Consider the following 17,930-nt stretch of genomic DNA (forward strand, 5'->3'; position numbering starts at 1 on the left):
CGGCACGAGGGGGCGGCCATGACGGTCCGGGACAACCACAACCAACGAGACACGATCCTTGCCACCGGCGACGCCGGCCGCGCAGGCTGCTTCGAGAGCGCGCGAGAGACCGGCCGCGACGCCGACCTCACCGCCGAGGAACTCGCCGCGTTCAGCCGCACCCTCGGCCGCCTGCGGGCACTCCCCCCGACCGACCACACCCGGCTGCACGCCGAGCGGCAGCTCAACTCCTTCGTCATGGAGAACCGCAAGCGCCGCCGCCAGGAGGCCCGGCAGGCCGTCCGCGACGCCGACACCGCACTGCTCACCGCCACCGCGACCGGCAGCCGGAACCGGCGCGAGGACGCGCCGCTCGCCCCCGGGGGCGGACCCGTCGGCGAACTGCGGATACCGCGCAAGTGCTATGTCTGCAAACAGGCTTACCGCCAGGTCGACGGCTTCTACCACATGCTCTGCCCGGACTGCTCGGCCGACAACACCACCCGCCGCGACCTGCGGACCGACCTGCGCGGGCGGCGCGCGCTGCTCACCGGCGGGCGGGTGAAGATCGGCTTCCAGCTCGCCCTGATGATGCTGCGCGACGGCGCCGAGCTGACCGTCACCAGCCGCTTCCCGCAGGACGCCGTCCGCCGCTTCCGCGCCGCCGAGGGCAGCGAGCAGTGGTGGGACCGGCTCACCGTGGTCGGCATCGACCTCCGCGACCCGCGCCAAGTCCTCGGCCTGACCGAGCAGTTCCGCACCGAAGGACGTCCGCTCGACATCCTCGTCAACAACGCCGCCCAGACGCTCCGCCGCCCGCCCGAGTCGTACGCACTGCTGGCCGCCGGCGAGCAGGAGGCCCTGCCCGCCGCCGACCGCCGGGCGATCAGCCACGCCCCCGGCTTCCTCCCGGCCGCCACGCACTCCCAACTGGCCTACGGCGCCGGGCCGTTGCCCGGGATCGGCGGGTTCGGGGGGAACGCGGGGATCGACGCGCTCGGCGAGCTCGACGGCCTGGGCGGGTTCGGCGGCACGGGTCGGTTCGGCGGCATAGGTGGGTTCGGCGGCATAGGTGGCCCGGGTGACCTGAGCCTCCGTACCGACGAGGCCGGACTGCTGCCCGACCTCGCCCCCGCCAACTCCTGGTCCGCCACGCTCGGTTCGCTCGACCCGGCGGAGGTCCTGGAGGTCCAGCTGGTCAACGCCCTCGCCCCGGCCCTGCTCTGCGACCGGCTGCTGCCCCTGCTGCTGGCCTCCCCGCACCCCGCCCGCTACATCGTCAACGTCACCGCGGTGGAGGGCCGGTTCGCCGTACGGAAAAAGACCAACCGGCACCCGCACACCAACATGGCGAAGGCCGCGCTCAACATGCTCACCCGCACCAGCGCCGCCGAACTCGCCACCCAGGGCGTGCACATGTGCGCCGTCGACACCGGCTGGATCACCGACGAGAACCCGGCACCCAAGAAGGCCCACCTGGCCGAGCGGGGCTTCCGGACGCCGCTCGACATCGTGGACGGCGCGGCCCGCGTCTACGACCCGATCGTGCGGGGCGAGGCCGGGCACCCGGTGTCCGGGGTGTTCCTCAAGGACTACCGGGTGGCGGAGTGGTGACGGCCCAGGTGTCGTAGCTCAGGTGTCGCGGCTCAGGTGTCGCGGCTCAGGTGTCGCGGCTCAGGTGTCGCGGCTCAGGTGTCGTAGCTGCCGCACCAGGGCTCGTGGAACCCCAGGCCGTCCGGGTGGAGCTCGGCGGTGAAGCGGTAGTCCTCCTCGTCCTCCTCCACCTCGTCGTCCTCCTCGACGACGAGCCCGAACAGCTCGCCGTCGACCCGGACTTCGAACGGCGCGATCGCGATGTCCCGGTACTCCCGGCCGGGCAGGGCGTCGAGCCACCCGTCCAGCAGTCGGCGGGCCTCGGCGCCCGTGCCGGCGGGCTCGATGCTCGAATCGAGGTGCCGGCCGGCGGCGTCGAAACGGTGCAGCACCGCGTACCACCCCGGGCGGCCGGCCGGCCCGGTGACGGAGGCGAAGAACTCGCCGCCCTGCCAGCGGCCGACGGTACGGGTGCGCCCTTCCGGCTCGTGCCGGATCGGGATCAACTCGGGGACGTTCATGGTCGAACCGTAGCCGCGACCTGCGACAACGGCCCGGCCCGGCCCGGCCCGGGGACACTCCCCCGGGCCGGGCCGCGTCCTCGGGTACCTCGGCGCCTCAGCGCCCGGTGGGCAGGTTGGCTCCGCCGGTGCAGTCGAGGACCACGCCCGTCACGAAGGTGTTGGCCGCGAGCATGTGGATCGCCCGGGCGACGTCCTCGGCGCGACCGACCCGGCCGACCGGGGTGGTCGCGGCGAGGCCCTCGAAGAGCGCGGTGCGCTGCTCCGCCGGGACGCGGCCCCACCACGGGGTGTCGATGACACCGGGCGAGACGGCGTTGACCCGCAGCGGGGCGAGCTCGACGGCCAGCGGCGGGACCATCGCCTCCAGCGCGCCGTTGATGGCGGCCAGCCCGGCGGTGCCGGGGATGGCGGCACGGGCGGAGGCCGCGGTGATCAGGGTGACCGAACCGTCCGCGCGCAGGTGCGGCAGGGCCGCCTGCAGGACGCGGACCTGCGGCCAGAACTTGGCGTCGAAGCCGGTCGCGAGATCGGCCAGGTCGAGCCCGGCGAACGGGCCGCTGCCGGCCGCGCCGCTGACCGCGACGACCAGGTGGTCCACGGCGCCCTCCGCCGCGAAGAAGGCGGCGACCGCGGCGGGGTCGGCCGCGTCCAGCTGCCGGCCGGTGACCTTGCCGCCGATCCGGGCGACGGCCGCGTCCAGCCGCTCACGGTCACGGCCGGTGACCACGACCTCGGCCCCGTCGGCCGCGAAGGCGGTGGCGGCCGCCTCACCGATGCCCGAGCTGCCGCCCATCACGACGACGCGCTGACCGGCGAAGAGGTTTGACGCAGTGCTCATGGTGGGGCCTTTCAGCTTGTCGAGACTGTTGGTTCCGGCAATGATGTTTGTCGAGACTGCTAGTCTTGTCAAGTGTCGGCAAGGGAACGGGAGAGAGGGACACCATGAGCGGAACCGAACCCCAGGCAGCGCAGGGGCACGACGACCCGGCGGCCGAGCAGGCCCCTCCCGGCCGCCCGCACACCGGACGCCGCCGCAACGAGGCCGCCCACCGGGCGATCCTCGACGCCGCCCTGAACCTGCTCGCCGACTCCGACGGCACACCCGTCACCATCGACGCCATCGCCCGCACCGCCGGCGTCGGCAAACAGACCGTCTACCGGTGGTGGCCCTCCAAGGGCGCCGTCCTGCTCGACGCCCTCACCGACCGCGCCGACCAGGACGTCCGGGGCCCCGACACCGGCACCCTGCGCACCGACCTGCACGCCTTCGTCGCCACCACCTTCGACGCCGCCCAGCGCAGCACCACCGCCTCCGCACTGCGCACCCTTGCCCGCGAGGCCGCCCGCGACCCGCACCTCGCCGAACTCATGCAGACCTTCACCGCGACCCGCCGCACCGCCCTGCGCGAACTCCTCTCCCGCGGCCGCGAGCGCGGAGAACTCGCCGACGACGCCGACCTGGACCTCATCGTGGACCAGGTCTACGGGGTGTTCTGGTACCGCTTCCTCCTCGGCCACGCACCCCTCGACCCGGGCGCGGCAGAGCGGCTCACCGATGCGCTGATCACCGGGAACGGGAGCGCATAGGGGGCGGCTGGATCGTCGCGCAGGAAGTCGGCCCGGCCGACTTCCTGCGCGAGCCCCCCGGACAGGGACGGTCAGGGAAATATGCCGACCGGTCTACATACCCGACCGCCGGCGAGCCTCCAGCGGCTTCAGCCACACCACGCGCACCGGAAGTCGGCCAGACCGACTTCTCGCGCACGCACCCTCCCGCCTCGCATCTCATCGCGACGAATATGACGGTCGGTCTACATATTTGCTCGGAGAAGCAGCGCCCTGCGCACAGGAAGTCGACCGGGTCGACTTCCTGTGCAACTGCCCAGCCCACCACAGGACCCCGCCCGCAGAATATGACGACCGGTCTACATATCAACCCCACCCACGGCAGCACCCCGGCACGAAAAGTCGGCCCGGCCGACTTCTCGCGCGCGGCGCCCTGCGGCGGCCCCCGAGGGAATATGACGGTCGGTCTACATATTCGTCCGGGGAAGCAGCGCCCGTGCACAGGGAGTCGACCGAGTCGACTTCTCGCGCGAGCACTCTGCGGCAAGACGGGCGCGGCCCATAAGGAATATGACGGTCGGTCTACATACTTGCCCCGCGCGGGGCTGCCTCCGATAGGGCGGGGCGGCGACGGCGGCGGTAGTAGGCGAGGGCCAGGGCGAGGACGATGGGGCCCCAGAGCATGGCGGGTGCGGTGCAGGTCCGGGCTAGGAGCTGCCACCAGACGGTGGTGTAGGGGAGTTCTTCGAAGCCGAGTACGCCGAGCCAGGCCAGTGGCATCGGGTCGAAGAGGGCGACGAGGGTCAGTCCGCCCAGGACCGCCGGGATGACGGCCGCGAGCGGCGGGACCCGCCGGCCGCGCAGGCCGGGTACCCAGGACGGGAACACCTCGCCCCACCCGCTGACCAGCCCCATGGTGAGCAGCGCCAGGGCCTCGGTCAGCACGCTCAGGCCGATCACGTACGGGGTGGCCCACCAGTCGTAGGCCGGGGCGAGGGGGTCGATCAACCCCATCCGGTAGTCCACCGCGAAGGGCAGCCGCCACAGGCAGTGGGGCAGCAGGACGAAGGGCAGGGCCTTGGCGAGGCGCAGCGCCCAGCGGGGTACGGGGCGTTCGGTGTCACCGACCGGAGTGTTCTTCAGCATGGTTCCACCGTCGCCGGGGCCGCGCCGTCGCGCCTCGGTCGCGCGGGGTGACCTACTCCCCCGGCAGAGCCAGTCAGCTGTCCTACCGGGCGAGGATGCTGCCGAGCGGTCGGCGGCGACGGTGTCGTCGGAGGTCAGGAATGCGGCGAGGTGGGCGGGTTCGCTCAGGCCGTCGGGTCGAGCCGGCGGCAGCGGCACGAGGCGGCGCACTCCTCCACCGGGCCGGTCCAGTCCAGTTGCCCGGTGGCGGCGGCCCGCTGCGCGAAGACCTCGTCCCGCCGGTCCGCCGTCTGCCGCAGTACGTCCTTGCGTTCGCGCCGCGCGAGCCGGTCCACGTACAGCTGCCCGTCGAGGTGGTCGGTCTCGTGCTGCAGGCAGCGGGCGAAGTAGCCGGTGGCCTCGACGGTGCGCGGGTTGCCGTGCCGGTCGTAGCCGCGCACGACCGTGCGGGCCGGGCGGGCGAGCGCGGGGGTGCCCGCGCCCGGGACGGAGAGGCAGCCCTCGGGTTCCTCGATCAGCGGGCGCCCCGCGGTCTGCGGCTCGACGACCGGGTTGAGCAGGTGCCCGGTGTGCCGGACGCCGTCGTCGTCGCGACAGTCGTAGACGAACAGCCGCAGGTCCACGTCGACCTGGTTGGCGGCGAGCCCGCAGCCGTCGGCGACGTACATGGTCGCGAACATGGAGTCGATGAGCTGCGCCAACTCCTGGCTGCCGTAGTCCTGTTCGCCGGCCGGGCGGCAGGGGCCGTGCAGGATCGGCTCCCCGATCTCGGTGATCCGCAGGACGGGGGGACGTTCGCGCGGGTCGGAACGTTCGCGCGGGTCGGACATGGAACGGCACTCCTCGACACGGACGGGACGGACGGGCATGACGGCTTGTCACTGCCTTTGCAAAGTAGCAGACTTTGCAAAGTGACAGAAGAAGATCTCGCCGCCGCCGGAACCCTCCCCGAGCACGCCGTCCGTACCGCGCTGCTCGAGCTGCTCGCCGAGCACGGCACCATCACCTCCACCGAGGCCGCCGCCCGGCTCGGGCTCAGCTCCGGCCTCTGCTCCTTCCACCTGCGCAGGCTCGGCCTGCACGGGCTGATCGAGGAGGCCCCGCCCGTCGACGGGCGCGCCCGGCCCTGGCGCCTGCCCCGGCCCGAGGCCCCCCGGGACGCGCCGGGCGCGAGCGACGCGGGCGACGCGGGCGACGGGTTCGGCACGCTGGCCCGCGGCCTGGAGGACGAGAGCTACCGTCGCTGGCTCGCCCGCCGCGGCGAGGCCCCCGCCGACTGGCAGCACGACGAGGCCTTCAGCGCCGTGGTCTACCTGACCCCCGAGGAGCTGACGGCCGTCGGCGAGGCCGTCCGCCGCGTGCTCGCCCGCTACCGCGACCGCGAGACCGATCCGGCCGCCCGCCCCGCCGACGCCCGCCCGGTCGCCGCCGTCACCCGGCTCTTCCCGCTCCTGGACGAACTCCCGGGCGAACTCCCGGGCGAACTCCCGGGCGAACCCCGCCACCGGCCGTAACCCCCGGCCGTAATCCGCCGGGCGCGACCCACCCGGCCTGGCCCGCGAACCGCCGGAACGCTCAGGCCCGGCGCCAGGACTGCCGCGCCACCGCCCGTACCAGCGGTCCGATCAGCAGCCCGGCCGCTGCGCCCAGGACGACGCCCTGCACCCCGTCCCAGACGTCCTGCACATCGCAGTCCCGCCCGATCACCGGCAGCGCGTAGTGCAGCGCCGACACCGCGAACGGCAGCACCGCCGCGACGAGCAGCGCCACCACCGCCCGGCGGCGGGTGCCCGCCAGCGCGGCCGCGAAGCCGACCGGGGCGAAGGTCGCCAGCTTGAGCTCGATGTGCCGGACGTGCAGCAGCTCGTACGGCGACCGCGGCCGCCCGCCCGCGACGGTGCAGTGCCGGACGGCGTCCTCGGACAGCTGGAACGCGTCCGGCAGCAGGGTCGCCACGACCACCCCGCCGAGTCCGAGCAGCAGAACGAAGCCCACCGCCCAGTGGGCCCGCAGCAGCCGCCCCACCGGCCGGTTCAACAGGGCCGCGGGCACCAGCGAGAGCAGCAGCCCGGGCCAGAACATCGGCATCCCGCCGAGCACCGCACTGATCACTCCTCAACGGACGCCGCGGACCCCCGCCCGGTTCTCGCCCACCGCGGGAGATTCCGTTCCGGCATCCGCCCCGTGCGAAGGAGGGCCGCCGCGGAAGGGCATCACGGAGACGCCGCCGCGAAAAGGCCTTGCCCGGCCCGGACGCCCCGCGTTACCGTCGCCGCACTCCGACGATCACGCTCCCCGGGACGAAGCAGCCGCAGAACGGGAGCACGGCCCGCGGCCACGAGGCAGCGCGGGCCCATGGAGGGGCGGCACCGGTATCCGGCATGCCCGCGGACGCGGCCTGCCCCCTCCGAAAGACGGTCCTCCCGTGAAGATCGGCCTCGGCCTCCCCGTCGACGACCCCGCCCTCCTGCTCACCTGGGCCCGGCGCGCCGACGCCGCCCGGTTCAGCACGCTCGGGCTCCTCGACCGGCTGGTGTTCGACAATCCCGAGCCCCTGGTCACGCTGGCCGCCCTGGCCGGCGCGACCGCCCGGATCCGCCTGCAGACCGAGGTGCTGCTCGCGCCCCACCACAACACCGCGCTGCTGGCCAAGCAGACCGCGACCCTGGACCGGCTGTCCGGCGGCCGGTTCACGCTCGGCATCGGGATCGGCGGTCGCGCCGACGACTGTCGGGCCGCCGGCGTCGACCCGCGTCGCCGCGGCCGCCGGCTGGACGAGCAGCTTCCCGTGCTGCGCCGGCTCTGGGCGGGCGGACGGTACGACGAGGAGGTCGGCCCGATCGGCCCCGCGCCCGTGACGCCCGGCGGCCCCGAGGTGCTGTTCGGCGGTTTCGCCCCGGCCGCGCTGGAGCGGGTCGCGCGGTTCGGGGACGGTTTCCTCGGCGCGGCGCTGCCGCCGGAGGCGATGGGCGGGCTGTTCCGGGACGTGGAGGCGGCCTGGCGGCGGCACGGACGGTCCGGGCGGCCCCGGCTGGTCGCCCAGGTGAACGTGGCACTCGGCCCCGGGCCCACCATCGAACAGGCTCGCCGGAACATCCGCTCGTACTACGACTTCACCGGCCGGGCCGCTCACGTGGCGGACCACCTGCTCACCACCTCGCAGGCGGTCCGGGCCGCCGTGGACGACTTCACGGCCGTCGGCGCGGACGAGGTCGTGCTCTACTGCTGGTCCTCGGATCCGGACCAGGTGGACCGGCTCGCCGACGCCCTGTTCTGACCACTCCCCGGCCGGTACGTCCGACCGTTCGTCCGACCGTTCGCCCGGCCGCTGCGTCCGACCGTTCGCCCCGTTCCTCCGGCCGTTCCTCCACCGCCCGGGAAGCCCCCCGAGGGCCGCCGTCAGTGCGGGATCGAGGAGATCAGCTCCTGCGCCCCCTGCCGCTTGAGCGCCAGGGCGACCGAGGTCCCCAGGTCCTCCGGGCTGAGCGCGCCCGCCCATTCGTGGGCGTCCAGCACCTGCTTGCCGTCCAGGGTGAAGACCCGGCCGCGCAGGGAGAGGCGGCCGTCCGGCTCGGCCTTGGCGTAGCCGGCGATCGGGCTGTTGCAGTGGCCTTGGAGCACGTGCAGGAACATCCGCTCGGCCGCCGCCTCGCGCCAGGTGTCGCGGTGGCCGAGCGTGGTGACGGCCTCGATGGTCGCCGTGTCGTCCTCGCGGCACTGCAGGACGAGGATGCCGGCGCCGATCGGCGGGCACATCGCCTCGATGCCGAGGACCTCGGTGATCCGCGCCTGCTCGCCGATCCGTTCCAGGCCGGAGACGGCGAGGAGCAGGGCGTCCACGGTCCCGGCCTCCAGCTTGGCGAGCCGGCTGTTGGCGTTGCCGCGGATGGGCAGGCACTCCAGGTGCGGGTGGGTGGCGGCGAGCTGGGCGACGCGGCGGACGGAGGAGGTGCCGATCCGGGTGCCGGGCGGTAGTTCGGCCAGGGTCAGGCCGCCCGGGTGGACGAGGGCGTCGCGGATGTCGTCCCGGCGCAGGTAGGCCGCGAAGACGGTGCCGGCGGGCAGTGGACGGTCGGCGGGCACGTCCTTGAGGCAGTGCACGGCGACGTCGGCCTCTCCGGCGAGCAGGGCCGCGTCGACCTCCTTGGTGAACGCGCCCTTGCCGCCCAGGTGTGCGAGGTCGCCGGTCCAGCGGTCGCCCGAGGTGGTGACCGGCACCACTTCGGTGCGCAGGTCCGGGTGCAGGGCGGCGAGTTCGGCGCGGACCCGCTCGACCTGGGCGAGCGCCATGGGCGAGGAGCGGGAGACGATGCGGATCAGCTCAGCGGTGGGCATGGCGCGATGATAGGCCGTCGAACACCCGCCGTTGACGTCACGTCAGGCATTCGGCGGCCTCCCATCACCCCCCACCGCGACCACCCCGCCGCTCACTCGTTGTGCAGCACCTCCGCGATCGGCAGCCGCGCCGCCGAGCGGGCCGGGACCAGCGCCCCCAGGACGGCGATGCCGACGCCCGCCAGGGCGAGCCCGATGAGCAGCGGGACGTCCCAGACGTCCATCGCCGACTCCGGGAAGACGATGCTCCCGACGTTCTCGACGAGCAGCCGGTGCGCCAGGATTCCGGCCGGGACGCCGATGGCCGCGCTGACCGCGCCCTGCCAGGTCACCGAGGCGAGCGTCATGGTCACCACCTGCCGGGGCGTCATCCCGATCGACTTCAGCATGCCGAGGTCCCGGCGGCGTTCGCGGATGGTGAGCAGCAGGGTGTTGAAGACGCCGAGCGCGGCGACCACCGACAGCAGCACGGTGAAGATCGTGGCGAAGCTGATGACCGCGACGATCGGGCCGCCCATGTCGGGTGCGAACACCGAGGGCGAGAGGCTCGGGTCGGCGGCCGAGACGGCCCGCTGGTACGCCTCGGGGTCGGCGCCTTCGGCGAGTCTCACGTCGTACTCGACCGCGTGCGGGTCGTCGGTGAGCGCGGCCCGGGTGGCGTCGTTGGAGGCGAACGCCCGGGGGTTGCCCTCACTCTCCTCGCCGACGAGGGTGACGGTCAGGTGTCGGCCGTCCAGGTCCAGGGTGAGCCGGTCGCCGAGCTTGAGCCCGTGCTGCCGGATGAAGGACGGCCCGGCCTCGATCTCGTTCGGCCCGGTCGCCGGGCGGCCCCGCACCACCTGGAGCCGCTTGGTGTCGACGGCGTCGTCGCCGCTGTAGAAGTCGGCGAAGGCCGGCTGGGGGTAGCCGACCAGCCCGACCTGGACCAGCCCGCGTACGGAGACCCGTTCGGCGCCGGGGGTGGCGCGCAGCATCGCCTCGGTCTGGGCCGGGGTCAGCCTGGGCTCGGTCGTGGCGTCGCCCGCGAAGTGGGCGGTCAGCACCTTGATGTGGGTGCGGCCGTCGGCGTGGTCGACCAGCCTGGTGAGGGTGGATCCCAGGCCGGTGGTCACCGTCACGGTGAGCACTCCGAGCATGATCGCCGACATGGTGAGCGCGGTACGGGCGGGGCGGGCGAACGGCTGGCCGAGGCCCAGGCTGACGGCGCGCGGCAGCCGGGTCCCGCCCAGCCGGCGCTGGATCTTCAGCCCGCGCCCGTTGCGCGGCGCGCTGCCGGCCGAGATGGCCTGGGCGGCGGAGAGCCGGTGGGCGCGCGAGGCCGGGACGAGTGCGGCGAGGAGGACCAGCAGCGGGACGCTGATCAGGGTGGCGGCGGGCAGCCAGCCGGCCGGCTCGATGACGGCAATGCCGGTGGTGATCCCGGAGAACGCGGCCTGGAGGATCGGGTGTGCCGCGGCCCAGCCGGCCGCCGTACCGAGGACGGTGCCGGCGACGGCGGGCACCGAGACCATGGTCAGGTAGACCGTGACCACCTGGCGCGGGGTGAAGCCGATCGACTTCAGCACGCCGATGTGCCGGTAGCCGGAGACCACCGCGCCGCTGACCACGTTGCCGACGATCAGCGCGGCGACGACCAGGCCGAGCACGCCGAAGACCGTCATCAGCGGCAGGTAGGCGTCGGCGCCCGCCGAGAAGGCCTCTTTCAGCACCAGGTACGACTGCGCGTTGGTGAGCGCGTCCTTCGGCAGGCCTTCCGTGACGGTGCCCATGGCGGAGGTGAGCCGCTGCTCACCGGAGGCGTCGGAGAACCGGTAGAGCATCTGCCGGCCGGTGGGGTGCAGGGCGGCCGCCTGCTCGGGGGTGACCCAGCCGCCGGCGCTCTGGCTCATGCTGGTGGCGAAGCCGACGATGGTGAGCTGCCGGCCGTCGCCGAGCGGGAGCGGATGGTTCAGGAACCTCTCCGAGAAGCCCCCGAAGGGCTCGTTGACGACCACCTCGCCCGGTCCGGCGGCCCAGCGGCCGCCGAGGAGTCGCACCCGGTCCACCGGCCCGGCCGGGTCGGACCGGCCCACCAGGGTGAGCGCTCCGGGCGGGCGGCCGACCCAGTCGGTGGGGATCTCCACCACGGCCTGGTCGAACGGCCCGGCGGCCGCCTCGACGCCCGGCCGGTGGGCGGTGGCGGCGAGCTGCTCCGCCGAGGCCTTGGCCGGGTCGAAGGCGGCGACGACGTGGGCGCCTCGCTGTTGGGCGAACGCGTCGTCGAACGGCGCCCGGGCGGCGCTGATCACCGCGAGGGCGAGCAGCACGGTGGTGGTGGAGCAGAAGACGACCAGGCCGATCACCACGGTCTGCACCCGGCGGCGCTTGACGGCCGCTCGGGAGGCGCGCCACACAGCGCCGTTCGCTCCCTTTACTCCCTTTACTCCCTTCACTCCCTTCACGAGGACGCCTCCAGGATCCGCTCGCGCGCCACCCGGCCGTCCGCCATCTCGACCAGCCGGCCGGCGCAGCGGGTGGCCAGGGCGGGGTCGTGGGTGACGATCAGCAGGGTCTGCCCGATCTGGTTGAGGTCGATCAGCAGGTCCATCACCTGTTCCCCCGAGCGGCTGTCCAGCGCGCCGGTCGGCTCGTCCGCCAGCAGCAGGGCCGGGCGGTTCATCAGGGCCCGGGCCACCGCGACCCGTTGGCGTTCGCCGCCGCTGAGCGCGGCCGGGTAGACGTCCTTGCGGTGGGCGACGCCGAGTTCGTCGAGCAGTTCCAGCGCGCGGCGGCGGGCCTGGCGGGCGGTGGTGCCGGTCAGCTGGGCGGCCAGCGCGACGTTGTCGAGGGCCGGGAGGTCGTCGATCAGGTTGAAGAACTGGAAGATCATCCCGATGTGGCGGCGGCGGAACAGGGCCAGCCCGTTCTCGTTCAGCGGCCCGAGGTCCTGCCCCTGTACCCGGACGGTGCCGGAGGTGGGGCGGTCCAGTCCGGCCACCATGTTCAGCAGGGTGGACTTGCCGCACCCGGAGGGGCCCATCACGGCGACCGCCTCGCCCGCCCTGATCCGCAGGTCGAGGCCGTCGAGCGCCTTGGCGTCGCCGAACTCCTTGTGCACCCCGGTCAGCTCGACGACGACCTGCGCGTCGTCCGGCCGGGAGGTCCCGTCGTGGTCGGTGTTCATGTCGATGACGGTAGGCGCGGGTGCCCGGCCGGTACGTCCCACCCTGGGTGTAACCGCAGGTCGCCGTAGTACCGGGGATGTACGGACCGGCACCCCCGGATGATGTGGATCATGCCGTGACCTGGGAAGCTGACGCCGTGTGGGGAACGGGATGGGACTGGGCCGCCGTCGTGGCGGCGACGACGACGGTGGCGGGCGTCGGCTGGCTGGCCGTGGCACTGGTGCGGGCGCGGCGGCTGTACCGGGCGGCGATCGGCGAGCGCGGCTGGCTGCTGGAACGCGAGCGGGAGAGCGCCGCCCGTACCGCCGTGGACGCCGAACGGGCGCGGATCGCGGCCGAGTTGCACGACATCGTCAGCCACAACGTGAGTCTGATGGTGGTCCAGGCGGGCGCGGCGCGCGAGGTGCTGACCACCATGCCGGAGGAGGCGGCGGCGGCGATGGGCGCGGTCGAGGCGGCGGGCCGGGACACCATGACCGAACTGCGGCACCTGCTGGGCCTGCTGGCCCCGGCCGCGGACGGCAGCGAGGAGCCGGCCCCGGAGGACTTCGCCCCGCAGCCGAGCCTGGGCCGGCTGAGCCCGCTGATCGACCGGTTCTCCTTCGCCGGGCTGCCGGTGGAGGTCCGGGTCTCCGGCGAGCCGAGGCCGCTGCCCGCCGGGATCGACGTGACGGCGTACCGGATCGTCCAGGAGGCGCTGACCAACGCGCTCAAGCACGGGGACGGGGGGACGGCGGAGGTGACGGTGCGCTACGCCGACCACTACCTGCGGGTCGAGGTGCTCAACAGCGGGCCGAGCGTGCTCTCCGGCGGGTCGGCGAGCCGGGCACCGCGCCCGGCGGACGGCGCCGGGCGCGGGCTGGTCGGCCTGCGCGAGCGCGTCGCGGTGTACGGCGGGGACCTGGACGCCCGGCGCCGGCTCGGCGGCGGCTACCGGGTCCGCGCCCGCATCCCGCTGGACCGGCCGTGACCGGGCACCGGACAGAGCCCCCGACAGAAGAGCAGGCAGAAGACAGCGTGGAGGAGACCGTGGCACAGGAACCGGCCGAGCAGCGCCGCCCGCGAGTCGTGATCGCCGACGACCAGGAGCTGGTCCGCACCGGCTTCCGGCTGATCCTCACCGCACGCGGCATCGACGTGGTCGCCGAGGCCGGTGACGGCGCCGAGGCGGTGGCCGCCGCCGTCCTGCACCGGCCGGACGTCGCCCTGCTGGACATCCGGATGCCCGGCATGGACGGCCTGGAGGCGGCCCGCCGGATCCTCGCCGGGGTCCCCGGGTGCCGGGTGATCATGCTGACCACCTTCGACCTCGACCACTACGTCTACGCCGCCCTGTCCGCGGGGGCCAGCGGGTTCCTGCTGAAGGACGTCACCTCGGCCCACCTCGCCGCCGCCGTACGGCTGGTGGACACCGGCGACGCCCTGCTGGCGCCCTCGATCACCCGGCGGCTGGTGGAGCGCTTCGCGGCGGGCGCCCCGCACCCGGCGGCCGGCGCGGGCGGACCGGCGCTGCACCGCGACCTCGCCCCGCTCACCCCGCGCGAGGCGGAGGTGCTCGCCCTGCTCGGCCGCGGGCTGTCGAACACCGAGCTGGCGCGCGAACTGACCCTCAGCGAGTCGACGGTGAAGACGCACGTGGCCCGGATCTTCGCCAAACTGAACCTGCGCGACCGGGCACAGGCGGTGGTGCTCGCCTATGAGACCGGACTGGTGGCGCCCGGCGGCGGCGACCGCGACTGATTCCCGACCCGCCGATCCCCAACCCGCCCCGGACATAAGACCGTTCGCATGACAATCAGCCATCTCACTCATTAGAGGTAACTCCCGGTCGAATCCCCCGTTTTACCCGCCCATGGGGCAACATCTGCATGTCCGCGTCCGAACCACGAGCACCACCCCGGGCGCCCTCAACCGGCATGACGAAGACAATTGGACAGGCCCGTGACCACCACCGCCCCCGTGTGGGACTGCCCCTTCCACCACACCGACGGCCTGGAGTTCGACCCCCTCCTCAAGCGGCTGCTCACCGAGGCCCCGATCGCCCGGATCCGCCTGCCGCACGGCGAGGGCGAGGCCTGGCTGGCCACCCGTTACGAGGACGTCCGGGTGGTCACCACCGACCGCCGGTTCAGCCGCGCCGCGGGCATCGGCCGCGACCTGCCGCGGATGACGCCCGCCCCGATCGCCCAGGCCGAGGCGATCAACCTGATGGACCCGCCCGCGCACAACCGGCTGCGCCGCCTGGTCGCCCAGGGCTTCACCAACCGCCAGGTCGAGCGGATGCGCCCGGCCACCCAGCGGACCGTCGACGGCTACTACGACGAGATGGCGGAGCACGGCGCCCCCGCCGACCTGATGCGCTTCCTGGCCGCCCGGCTCCCACTCACCACCATCTGCGAGCTGCTGGACATCCCCGAGGCCGACCGCCCCGAACTGCGCGGCCACGCCGTCGCGATGATGCGGATGGGCCCCGGCAGCCGGGACGGCCAGGAGGCCGCCAAGGCCGCCCTGCGCGGCTACTTCGGCGAGCTCACCGCCGCCCGCCGGGCCGCCCCGGGCGAGGACCTGATCAGCGCCCTCGCCACCGCCCGCGACGGCGACGAACTGCTGGACGCCGACGAGCTGACCGTCATGGCGATGGTCCTGCTGGTCACCGGCCACGACACCAGCACCTACCAGCTCGGCAACATCGCCTACACCCTGCTCACCCACCCCGAGCAGCTCGCGAAGCTCCGCGCCCAGCCGGACCTGCTGCCGCGCGCGCTGGAGGAGCTGCTGCGCTTCATCCCGTTCCGCCAGGGCGTCGGCATCGCCCGGGTCGCCACCGAGGACGTCGAGCTGGGCGGTGTGCTGATCCGGGCCGGCGAGGCCGTGCACGTCTCCTACCTGACCGCCAACCGCGACCCGGCGGTGTACGAGCGCCCCGACGAGCTGGACCTCGACCGCGGCGCGCCCACCCACATGGCCTTCGGGTACGGGCAGCACCACTGCCTCGGCTCGCACCTGGCCCGGATGGAGCTGCAGGTCGCCATCGGCACCCTGCTGCGGCGCTTCCCCGACCTGCGGCTGGCCGTCGACCCCGCCGAACTCGACTGGGACTCCGGCTCGATCTGGCGCTTCCCCCGCACCCTGCCGGTGGCCTGGTAGCCGTAGCCACCTCCCCCGCCCGCCCACGGGCCCACCCGCCGTCGGGCCACCACCCGCCCACGGGCCCACCCGCCGTCGCGTCGGCCGCCCGTACCGTTCCACGCATCCACCGGCCTGCGACCAGGCCCCCAGGGGAGACCCGACACCCATGGCAACACTCTGCCGCCCCGCCATCGCCGTGCCCGAACACGTCATCACCCTCGACGAGACCCTCGACCTGGCCCGCACCCTGCACGCCGGCCACCCCCAACTCGGCCTGGCCCTGCGGCTGATCGAGAACACCGGGGTGCGCACCCGGCACCTGGTCCAGCCGATCGAGCGGACCCTCACCCACCCGGGCCTCACCGTCCGCAACGAGGTGTACGAGCGCGAGGCCAAGCTCCGCGTCCCCGAGGTGATCGAACGCGCCCTCGCGCACGCCGAGTTGACCGCCCGGGACATCGACCTGATGGTCTACGTGTCCTGCACCGGCTTCATGATGCCGTCGATGACCGCCTGGCTGATCAACACCATGGGGTTCCGCTCCGACACCCGCCAGGTGCCGATCGCCCAGCTCGGCTGCGCGGCCGGCGGCGCCGCCGTCAACCGCGCGCACGACTTCTGCCGCGCCTACCCGGGCGCCAACGTGCTGATCGTCTCCTGCGAGTTCTGCTCGCTCTGCTACCAGCCGACCGACCTCGGCGTCGGCTCGCTGCTCTCCAACGGCCTGTTCGGCGACGCGGTGGCCGCCGTGGTGATGCGCGGGCAGGGCGGGCGCGGGGTGCAGATCGAGCGCAACGGCTCGCACCTCGTCCCGGGTACCGAGAACTGGATCTCGTACGGGGTGCGGGACACCGGCTTCCACTTCCAGCTGGACAAGCGGGTGCCCGGCACGATGGAGATGCTCGCGCCCGCGCTGCGCGGACTGGCCGGCGAGCACGGCTGGGACGTCTCCGGGCTCGGCTTCTACATCGTGCACGCCGGCGGCCCGCGGATCCTGGACGACCTCTGCCGCTTCCTCAATCTGGAGCCGACCACCTTCCGCTACAGCCGCGCGACGCTCACCGAGCGGGGCAACATCGCCAGTGCCGTCGTCTTCGACGCCCTCGCCCGGCTGTTCGCCGACGGCGGCGTGACCGAGGGCACCACCGGACTGATCGCGGGCTTCGGTCCGGGTATCACCGCCGAGATCTCGCTGGGGAGTTGGGTCGGCGCGCCGACCGACGTGCTGCGCCCTCGACGGCCTCGCGCCATCTCCACTTCCGACATCGCCCTCGTCCATCCGACCGTCCCCCGCCGTTTCCCGGCCGGCACTACGATCACCGAATGACCGACACCACGGAGCGCACCGACACTTCTGCCAGAGCCGCCGAACTCGCCGCCCGCTTCCCGGCGTTGCACGCGCCGCAGTACTGGAGCTGGGGACGGTACGACGCGCAGTTCTCCACCGAGCTGCCGCCGGACGACCTGGTGACCAACATCCACCTGGTCGGCTTCGCCGACGGCGAGGTGGTGCTCTGCCGGGACGACCGGGACCACTGGTTCCTGCCCGGCGGCACCCGGGAGCGCGACGAGAGCGTCGCCGTCTGCCTGGAGCGCGAGCTGCGCGAGGAGGCGGGCGCCCGGCTGCTGGGTGAGCCCGGCTGGCTGGGCGCGCACCGGTGCCGGACCGACGACCCGGTGCCGTACCGGCCGTGGCAGCCGCACCCGGAGAAGGCCTGGCTGTGGGGCTGGGGCGAGGTCGTGCTGGACTCCTCGCCGACCAACCCGGCGGACGGCGAGCAGGTGGTCGAGGTGCGGGCGGTCCCGGCCGACGAGGCGCGACGGCTGCTGCTGACCGGGCACGACGCCTGGTGGGGCGAGCTGATCGAGCTGGCCGTGGAGCTGCGGCGCCGGGCCGGACTGGGCTGAGGCCTGCCGGTCGGGTTATTCCCATCGAGCCGGAAGACCACTGGATCGGCCGAACAGCGGAGAGCGGTGTCCGTTTTACGGTGATATGACTCGGCCATGGAGACCAAACTGCTGGCCGTGGACTACCCGGTACTCAACATCTTCTGGACGATGCTGGAGCTGTTCCTCTGGATCCTCTGGTTCTTCCTGCTGTTCAAGATCATCACGGACATCTTCCGCAGCCATGACCTCAGCGGCTGGGGCAAGGCCGGCTGGCTGGTCCTGGTGATCATCCTGCCGCTGATCGGCGTCCTCGCGTACCTGATCGCCCGCGGGCAGTCGATGGGCAAGCGCGACGTCGAGCAGGCCCAGCAGACCGAGGCCGCGGTCAAGGCCTACATCCGGGACGCGGCCGGGTCCGGGGCGGACACCGGTGGCGGCGGCCGCAGCCACGTCGACGACCTGGCGAGACTGGCGGACCTCAAGGAGCGGGGCGCCATCTCCGACGAGGAGTACCAGAAGGCCAAGGACAAGCTCCTGGTCTGAGGACGGACGGTCGCGGGGCCGGTGGACACCACGTCCACCGGCCCCGCCGTACGTCGGTGCC

General features: G+C 73.5%; 18 protein-coding genes. 10 read left to right on the plus strand and 8 right to left on the minus strand.

Annotation, left to right across the window (positions count from 1 at the left end; all coding sequences use genetic code 11):
* The first annotated feature begins 18 nt into the window (after positions 1 to 18).
* Positions 19 to 1,593, plus strand: a complete 1,575-nt coding sequence (locus tag IE332_RS08505) for an SDR family NAD(P)-dependent oxidoreductase (protein ID WP_189914696.1) — start codon at positions 19 to 21, stop codon at positions 1,591 to 1,593.
* A gap of 74 nt (positions 1,594 to 1,667) precedes the next feature.
* On the opposite strand, the gene IE332_RS08510 is transcribed toward IE332_RS08505, so the two are convergent.
* Positions 1,668 to 2,093: a hypothetical protein gene (locus tag IE332_RS08510; protein WP_189914698.1), complete on the minus strand. Its 426-nt coding sequence runs from the start codon at positions 2,091 to 2,093 to the stop codon at positions 1,668 to 1,670.
* A gap of 97 nt (positions 2,094 to 2,190) precedes the next feature.
* Entirely contained in the window at positions 2,191 to 2,934 is a 744-nt protein-coding gene (locus IE332_RS08515; protein ID WP_229928441.1) for an SDR family oxidoreductase, read from the minus strand.
* 104 nt (positions 2,935 to 3,038) lie between these two features.
* Between IE332_RS08515 and IE332_RS08520 the strand changes: the two genes are divergently transcribed.
* Positions 3,039 to 3,683, plus strand: a complete 645-nt coding sequence (locus IE332_RS08520) for a TetR/AcrR family transcriptional regulator (protein WP_189914700.1) — start codon at positions 3,039 to 3,041, stop codon at positions 3,681 to 3,683.
* A gap of 561 nt (positions 3,684 to 4,244) precedes the next feature.
* Here the strand turns inward: IE332_RS08520 and IE332_RS08525 are convergent.
* Positions 4,245 to 4,808, minus strand: coding sequence for a hypothetical protein (locus IE332_RS08525; protein ID WP_189914703.1), 564 nt, complete (start codon positions 4,806 to 4,808; stop codon positions 4,245 to 4,247).
* Between the two features lie 164 nt (positions 4,809 to 4,972).
* On the minus strand, positions 4,973 to 5,638 hold the full coding sequence (gene def / locus IE332_RS08530; protein ID WP_189914705.1) for a peptide deformylase: 666 nt from the start codon (positions 5,636 to 5,638) through the stop codon (positions 4,973 to 4,975).
* Positions 5,639 to 5,719: 81 nt separating this feature from the next.
* Between def and IE332_RS08535 the strand changes: the two genes are divergently transcribed.
* Positions 5,720 to 6,322 (plus strand): winged helix-turn-helix domain-containing protein, encoded by a 603-nt coding sequence (locus IE332_RS08535; protein ID WP_229928442.1) that lies wholly within the window; start codon positions 5,720 to 5,722, stop codon positions 6,320 to 6,322.
* A 61-nt stretch (positions 6,323 to 6,383) separates the two neighbouring features.
* Here IE332_RS08535 and IE332_RS08540 read toward each other — a convergent pair whose 3' ends face one another.
* Positions 6,384 to 6,920, minus strand: coding sequence for a hypothetical protein (locus IE332_RS08540; RefSeq protein WP_189914707.1), 537 nt, complete (start codon positions 6,918 to 6,920; stop codon positions 6,384 to 6,386).
* Between the two features lie 313 nt (positions 6,921 to 7,233).
* On the opposite strand from IE332_RS08540, the gene IE332_RS08545 reads away from it, so the two are divergent.
* The gene (locus IE332_RS08545; protein ID WP_189914709.1) at positions 7,234 to 8,085 is read left to right on the plus strand and encodes an LLM class flavin-dependent oxidoreductase; all 852 of its coding nucleotides are present in this window, start codon (positions 7,234 to 7,236) and stop codon (positions 8,083 to 8,085) included.
* A 122-nt stretch (positions 8,086 to 8,207) separates the two neighbouring features.
* Here IE332_RS08545 and hemC read toward each other — a convergent pair whose 3' ends face one another.
* The 3 genes from hemC to IE332_RS08560 all read right to left on the minus strand — a co-directional run bounded on the left by hemC (position 8,208) and on the right by IE332_RS08560 (position 12,306).
* The gene (gene hemC, locus IE332_RS08550) at positions 8,208 to 9,143 is read right to left on the minus strand and encodes a hydroxymethylbilane synthase (protein ID WP_189914711.1); all 936 of its coding nucleotides are present in this window, start codon (positions 9,141 to 9,143) and stop codon (positions 8,208 to 8,210) included.
* Positions 9,144 to 9,235: 92 nt separating this feature from the next.
* The gene (locus IE332_RS08555) at positions 9,236 to 11,536 is read right to left on the minus strand and encodes an ABC transporter permease (RefSeq protein WP_229928443.1); all 2,301 of its coding nucleotides are present in this window, start codon (positions 11,534 to 11,536) and stop codon (positions 9,236 to 9,238) included.
* A gap of 44 nt (positions 11,537 to 11,580) precedes the next feature.
* Complete coding sequence (locus IE332_RS08560) at positions 11,581 to 12,306, minus strand: ABC transporter ATP-binding protein (RefSeq protein ID WP_189914713.1); 726 nt, start codon at positions 12,304 to 12,306, stop codon at positions 11,581 to 11,583.
* 116 nt (positions 12,307 to 12,422) lie between these two features.
* Between IE332_RS08560 and IE332_RS08565 the strand changes: the two genes are divergently transcribed.
* The 6 genes from IE332_RS08565 to IE332_RS08590 all read left to right on the plus strand — a co-directional run bounded on the left by IE332_RS08565 (position 12,423) and on the right by IE332_RS08590 (position 17,869).
* Positions 12,423 to 13,277 (plus strand): sensor histidine kinase, encoded by an 855-nt coding sequence (locus IE332_RS08565; RefSeq protein ID WP_229928444.1) that lies wholly within the window; start codon positions 12,423 to 12,425, stop codon positions 13,275 to 13,277.
* A gap of 59 nt (positions 13,278 to 13,336) precedes the next feature.
* Positions 13,337 to 14,047: a response regulator gene (locus IE332_RS08570; protein WP_189914716.1), complete on the plus strand. Its 711-nt coding sequence runs from the start codon at positions 13,337 to 13,339 to the stop codon at positions 14,045 to 14,047.
* 201 nt (positions 14,048 to 14,248) lie between these two features.
* Complete coding sequence (locus IE332_RS08575) at positions 14,249 to 15,454, plus strand: cytochrome P450 (protein WP_189914718.1); 1,206 nt, start codon at positions 14,249 to 14,251, stop codon at positions 15,452 to 15,454.
* Positions 15,455 to 15,602: 148 nt separating this feature from the next.
* Positions 15,603 to 16,763 (plus strand): type III polyketide synthase, encoded by a 1,161-nt coding sequence (locus IE332_RS08580; protein WP_189914720.1) that lies wholly within the window; start codon positions 15,603 to 15,605, stop codon positions 16,761 to 16,763.
* Complete coding sequence (locus IE332_RS08585; protein ID WP_189914722.1) at positions 16,760 to 17,344, plus strand: NUDIX hydrolase; 585 nt, start codon at positions 16,760 to 16,762, stop codon at positions 17,342 to 17,344. The genes IE332_RS08580 and IE332_RS08585 overlap by 4 nt, the downstream gene beginning before the upstream one ends.
* A gap of 96 nt (positions 17,345 to 17,440) precedes the next feature.
* Positions 17,441 to 17,869, plus strand: a complete 429-nt coding sequence (locus IE332_RS08590; protein ID WP_189914724.1) for an SHOCT domain-containing protein — start codon at positions 17,441 to 17,443, stop codon at positions 17,867 to 17,869.
* Positions 17,870 to 17,930 lie beyond the last annotated feature (61 nt).

It is taken from the genome of Kitasatospora xanthocidica (genome assembly GCF_014656195.1).
In the GTDB taxonomy this organism is placed as follows: domain Bacteria; phylum Actinomycetota; class Actinomycetes; order Streptomycetales; family Streptomycetaceae; genus Kitasatospora; species Kitasatospora xanthocidica.

Coding starts and splice junctions, on each gene's coding strand:
- IE332_RS08505 (WP_189914696.1), top strand. CDS start 19: ATGACGGTCCGGGACAACCACAACCAACGAGACACGATCCTTGCCACC.
- IE332_RS08510 (WP_189914698.1), bottom strand. CDS start 2,093: ATGAACGTCCCCGAGTTGATCCCGATCCGGCACGAGCCGGAAGGGCGC.
- IE332_RS08515 (WP_229928441.1), bottom strand. CDS start 2,934: ATGAGCACTGCGTCAAACCTCTTCGCCGGTCAGCGCGTCGTCGTGATG.
- IE332_RS08520 (WP_189914700.1), top strand. CDS start 3,039: ATGAGCGGAACCGAACCCCAGGCAGCGCAGGGGCACGACGACCCGGCG.
- IE332_RS08525 (WP_189914703.1), bottom strand. CDS start 4,808: ATGCTGAAGAACACTCCGGTCGGTGACACCGAACGCCCCGTACCCCGC.
- def (WP_189914705.1), bottom strand. CDS start 5,638: ATGTCCGACCCGCGCGAACGTTCCGACCCGCGCGAACGTCCCCCCGTC.
- hemC (WP_189914711.1), bottom strand. CDS start 9,143: ATGCCCACCGCTGAGCTGATCCGCATCGTCTCCCGCTCCTCGCCCATG.
- IE332_RS08560 (WP_189914713.1), bottom strand. CDS start 12,306: ATGAACACCGACCACGACGGGACCTCCCGGCCGGACGACGCGCAGGTC.
- IE332_RS08580 (WP_189914720.1), top strand. CDS start 15,603: ATGGCAACACTCTGCCGCCCCGCCATCGCCGTGCCCGAACACGTCATC.
- IE332_RS08585 (WP_189914722.1), top strand. CDS start 16,760: ATGACCGACACCACGGAGCGCACCGACACTTCTGCCAGAGCCGCCGAA.
- IE332_RS08590 (WP_189914724.1), top strand. CDS start 17,441: ATGGAGACCAAACTGCTGGCCGTGGACTACCCGGTACTCAACATCTTC.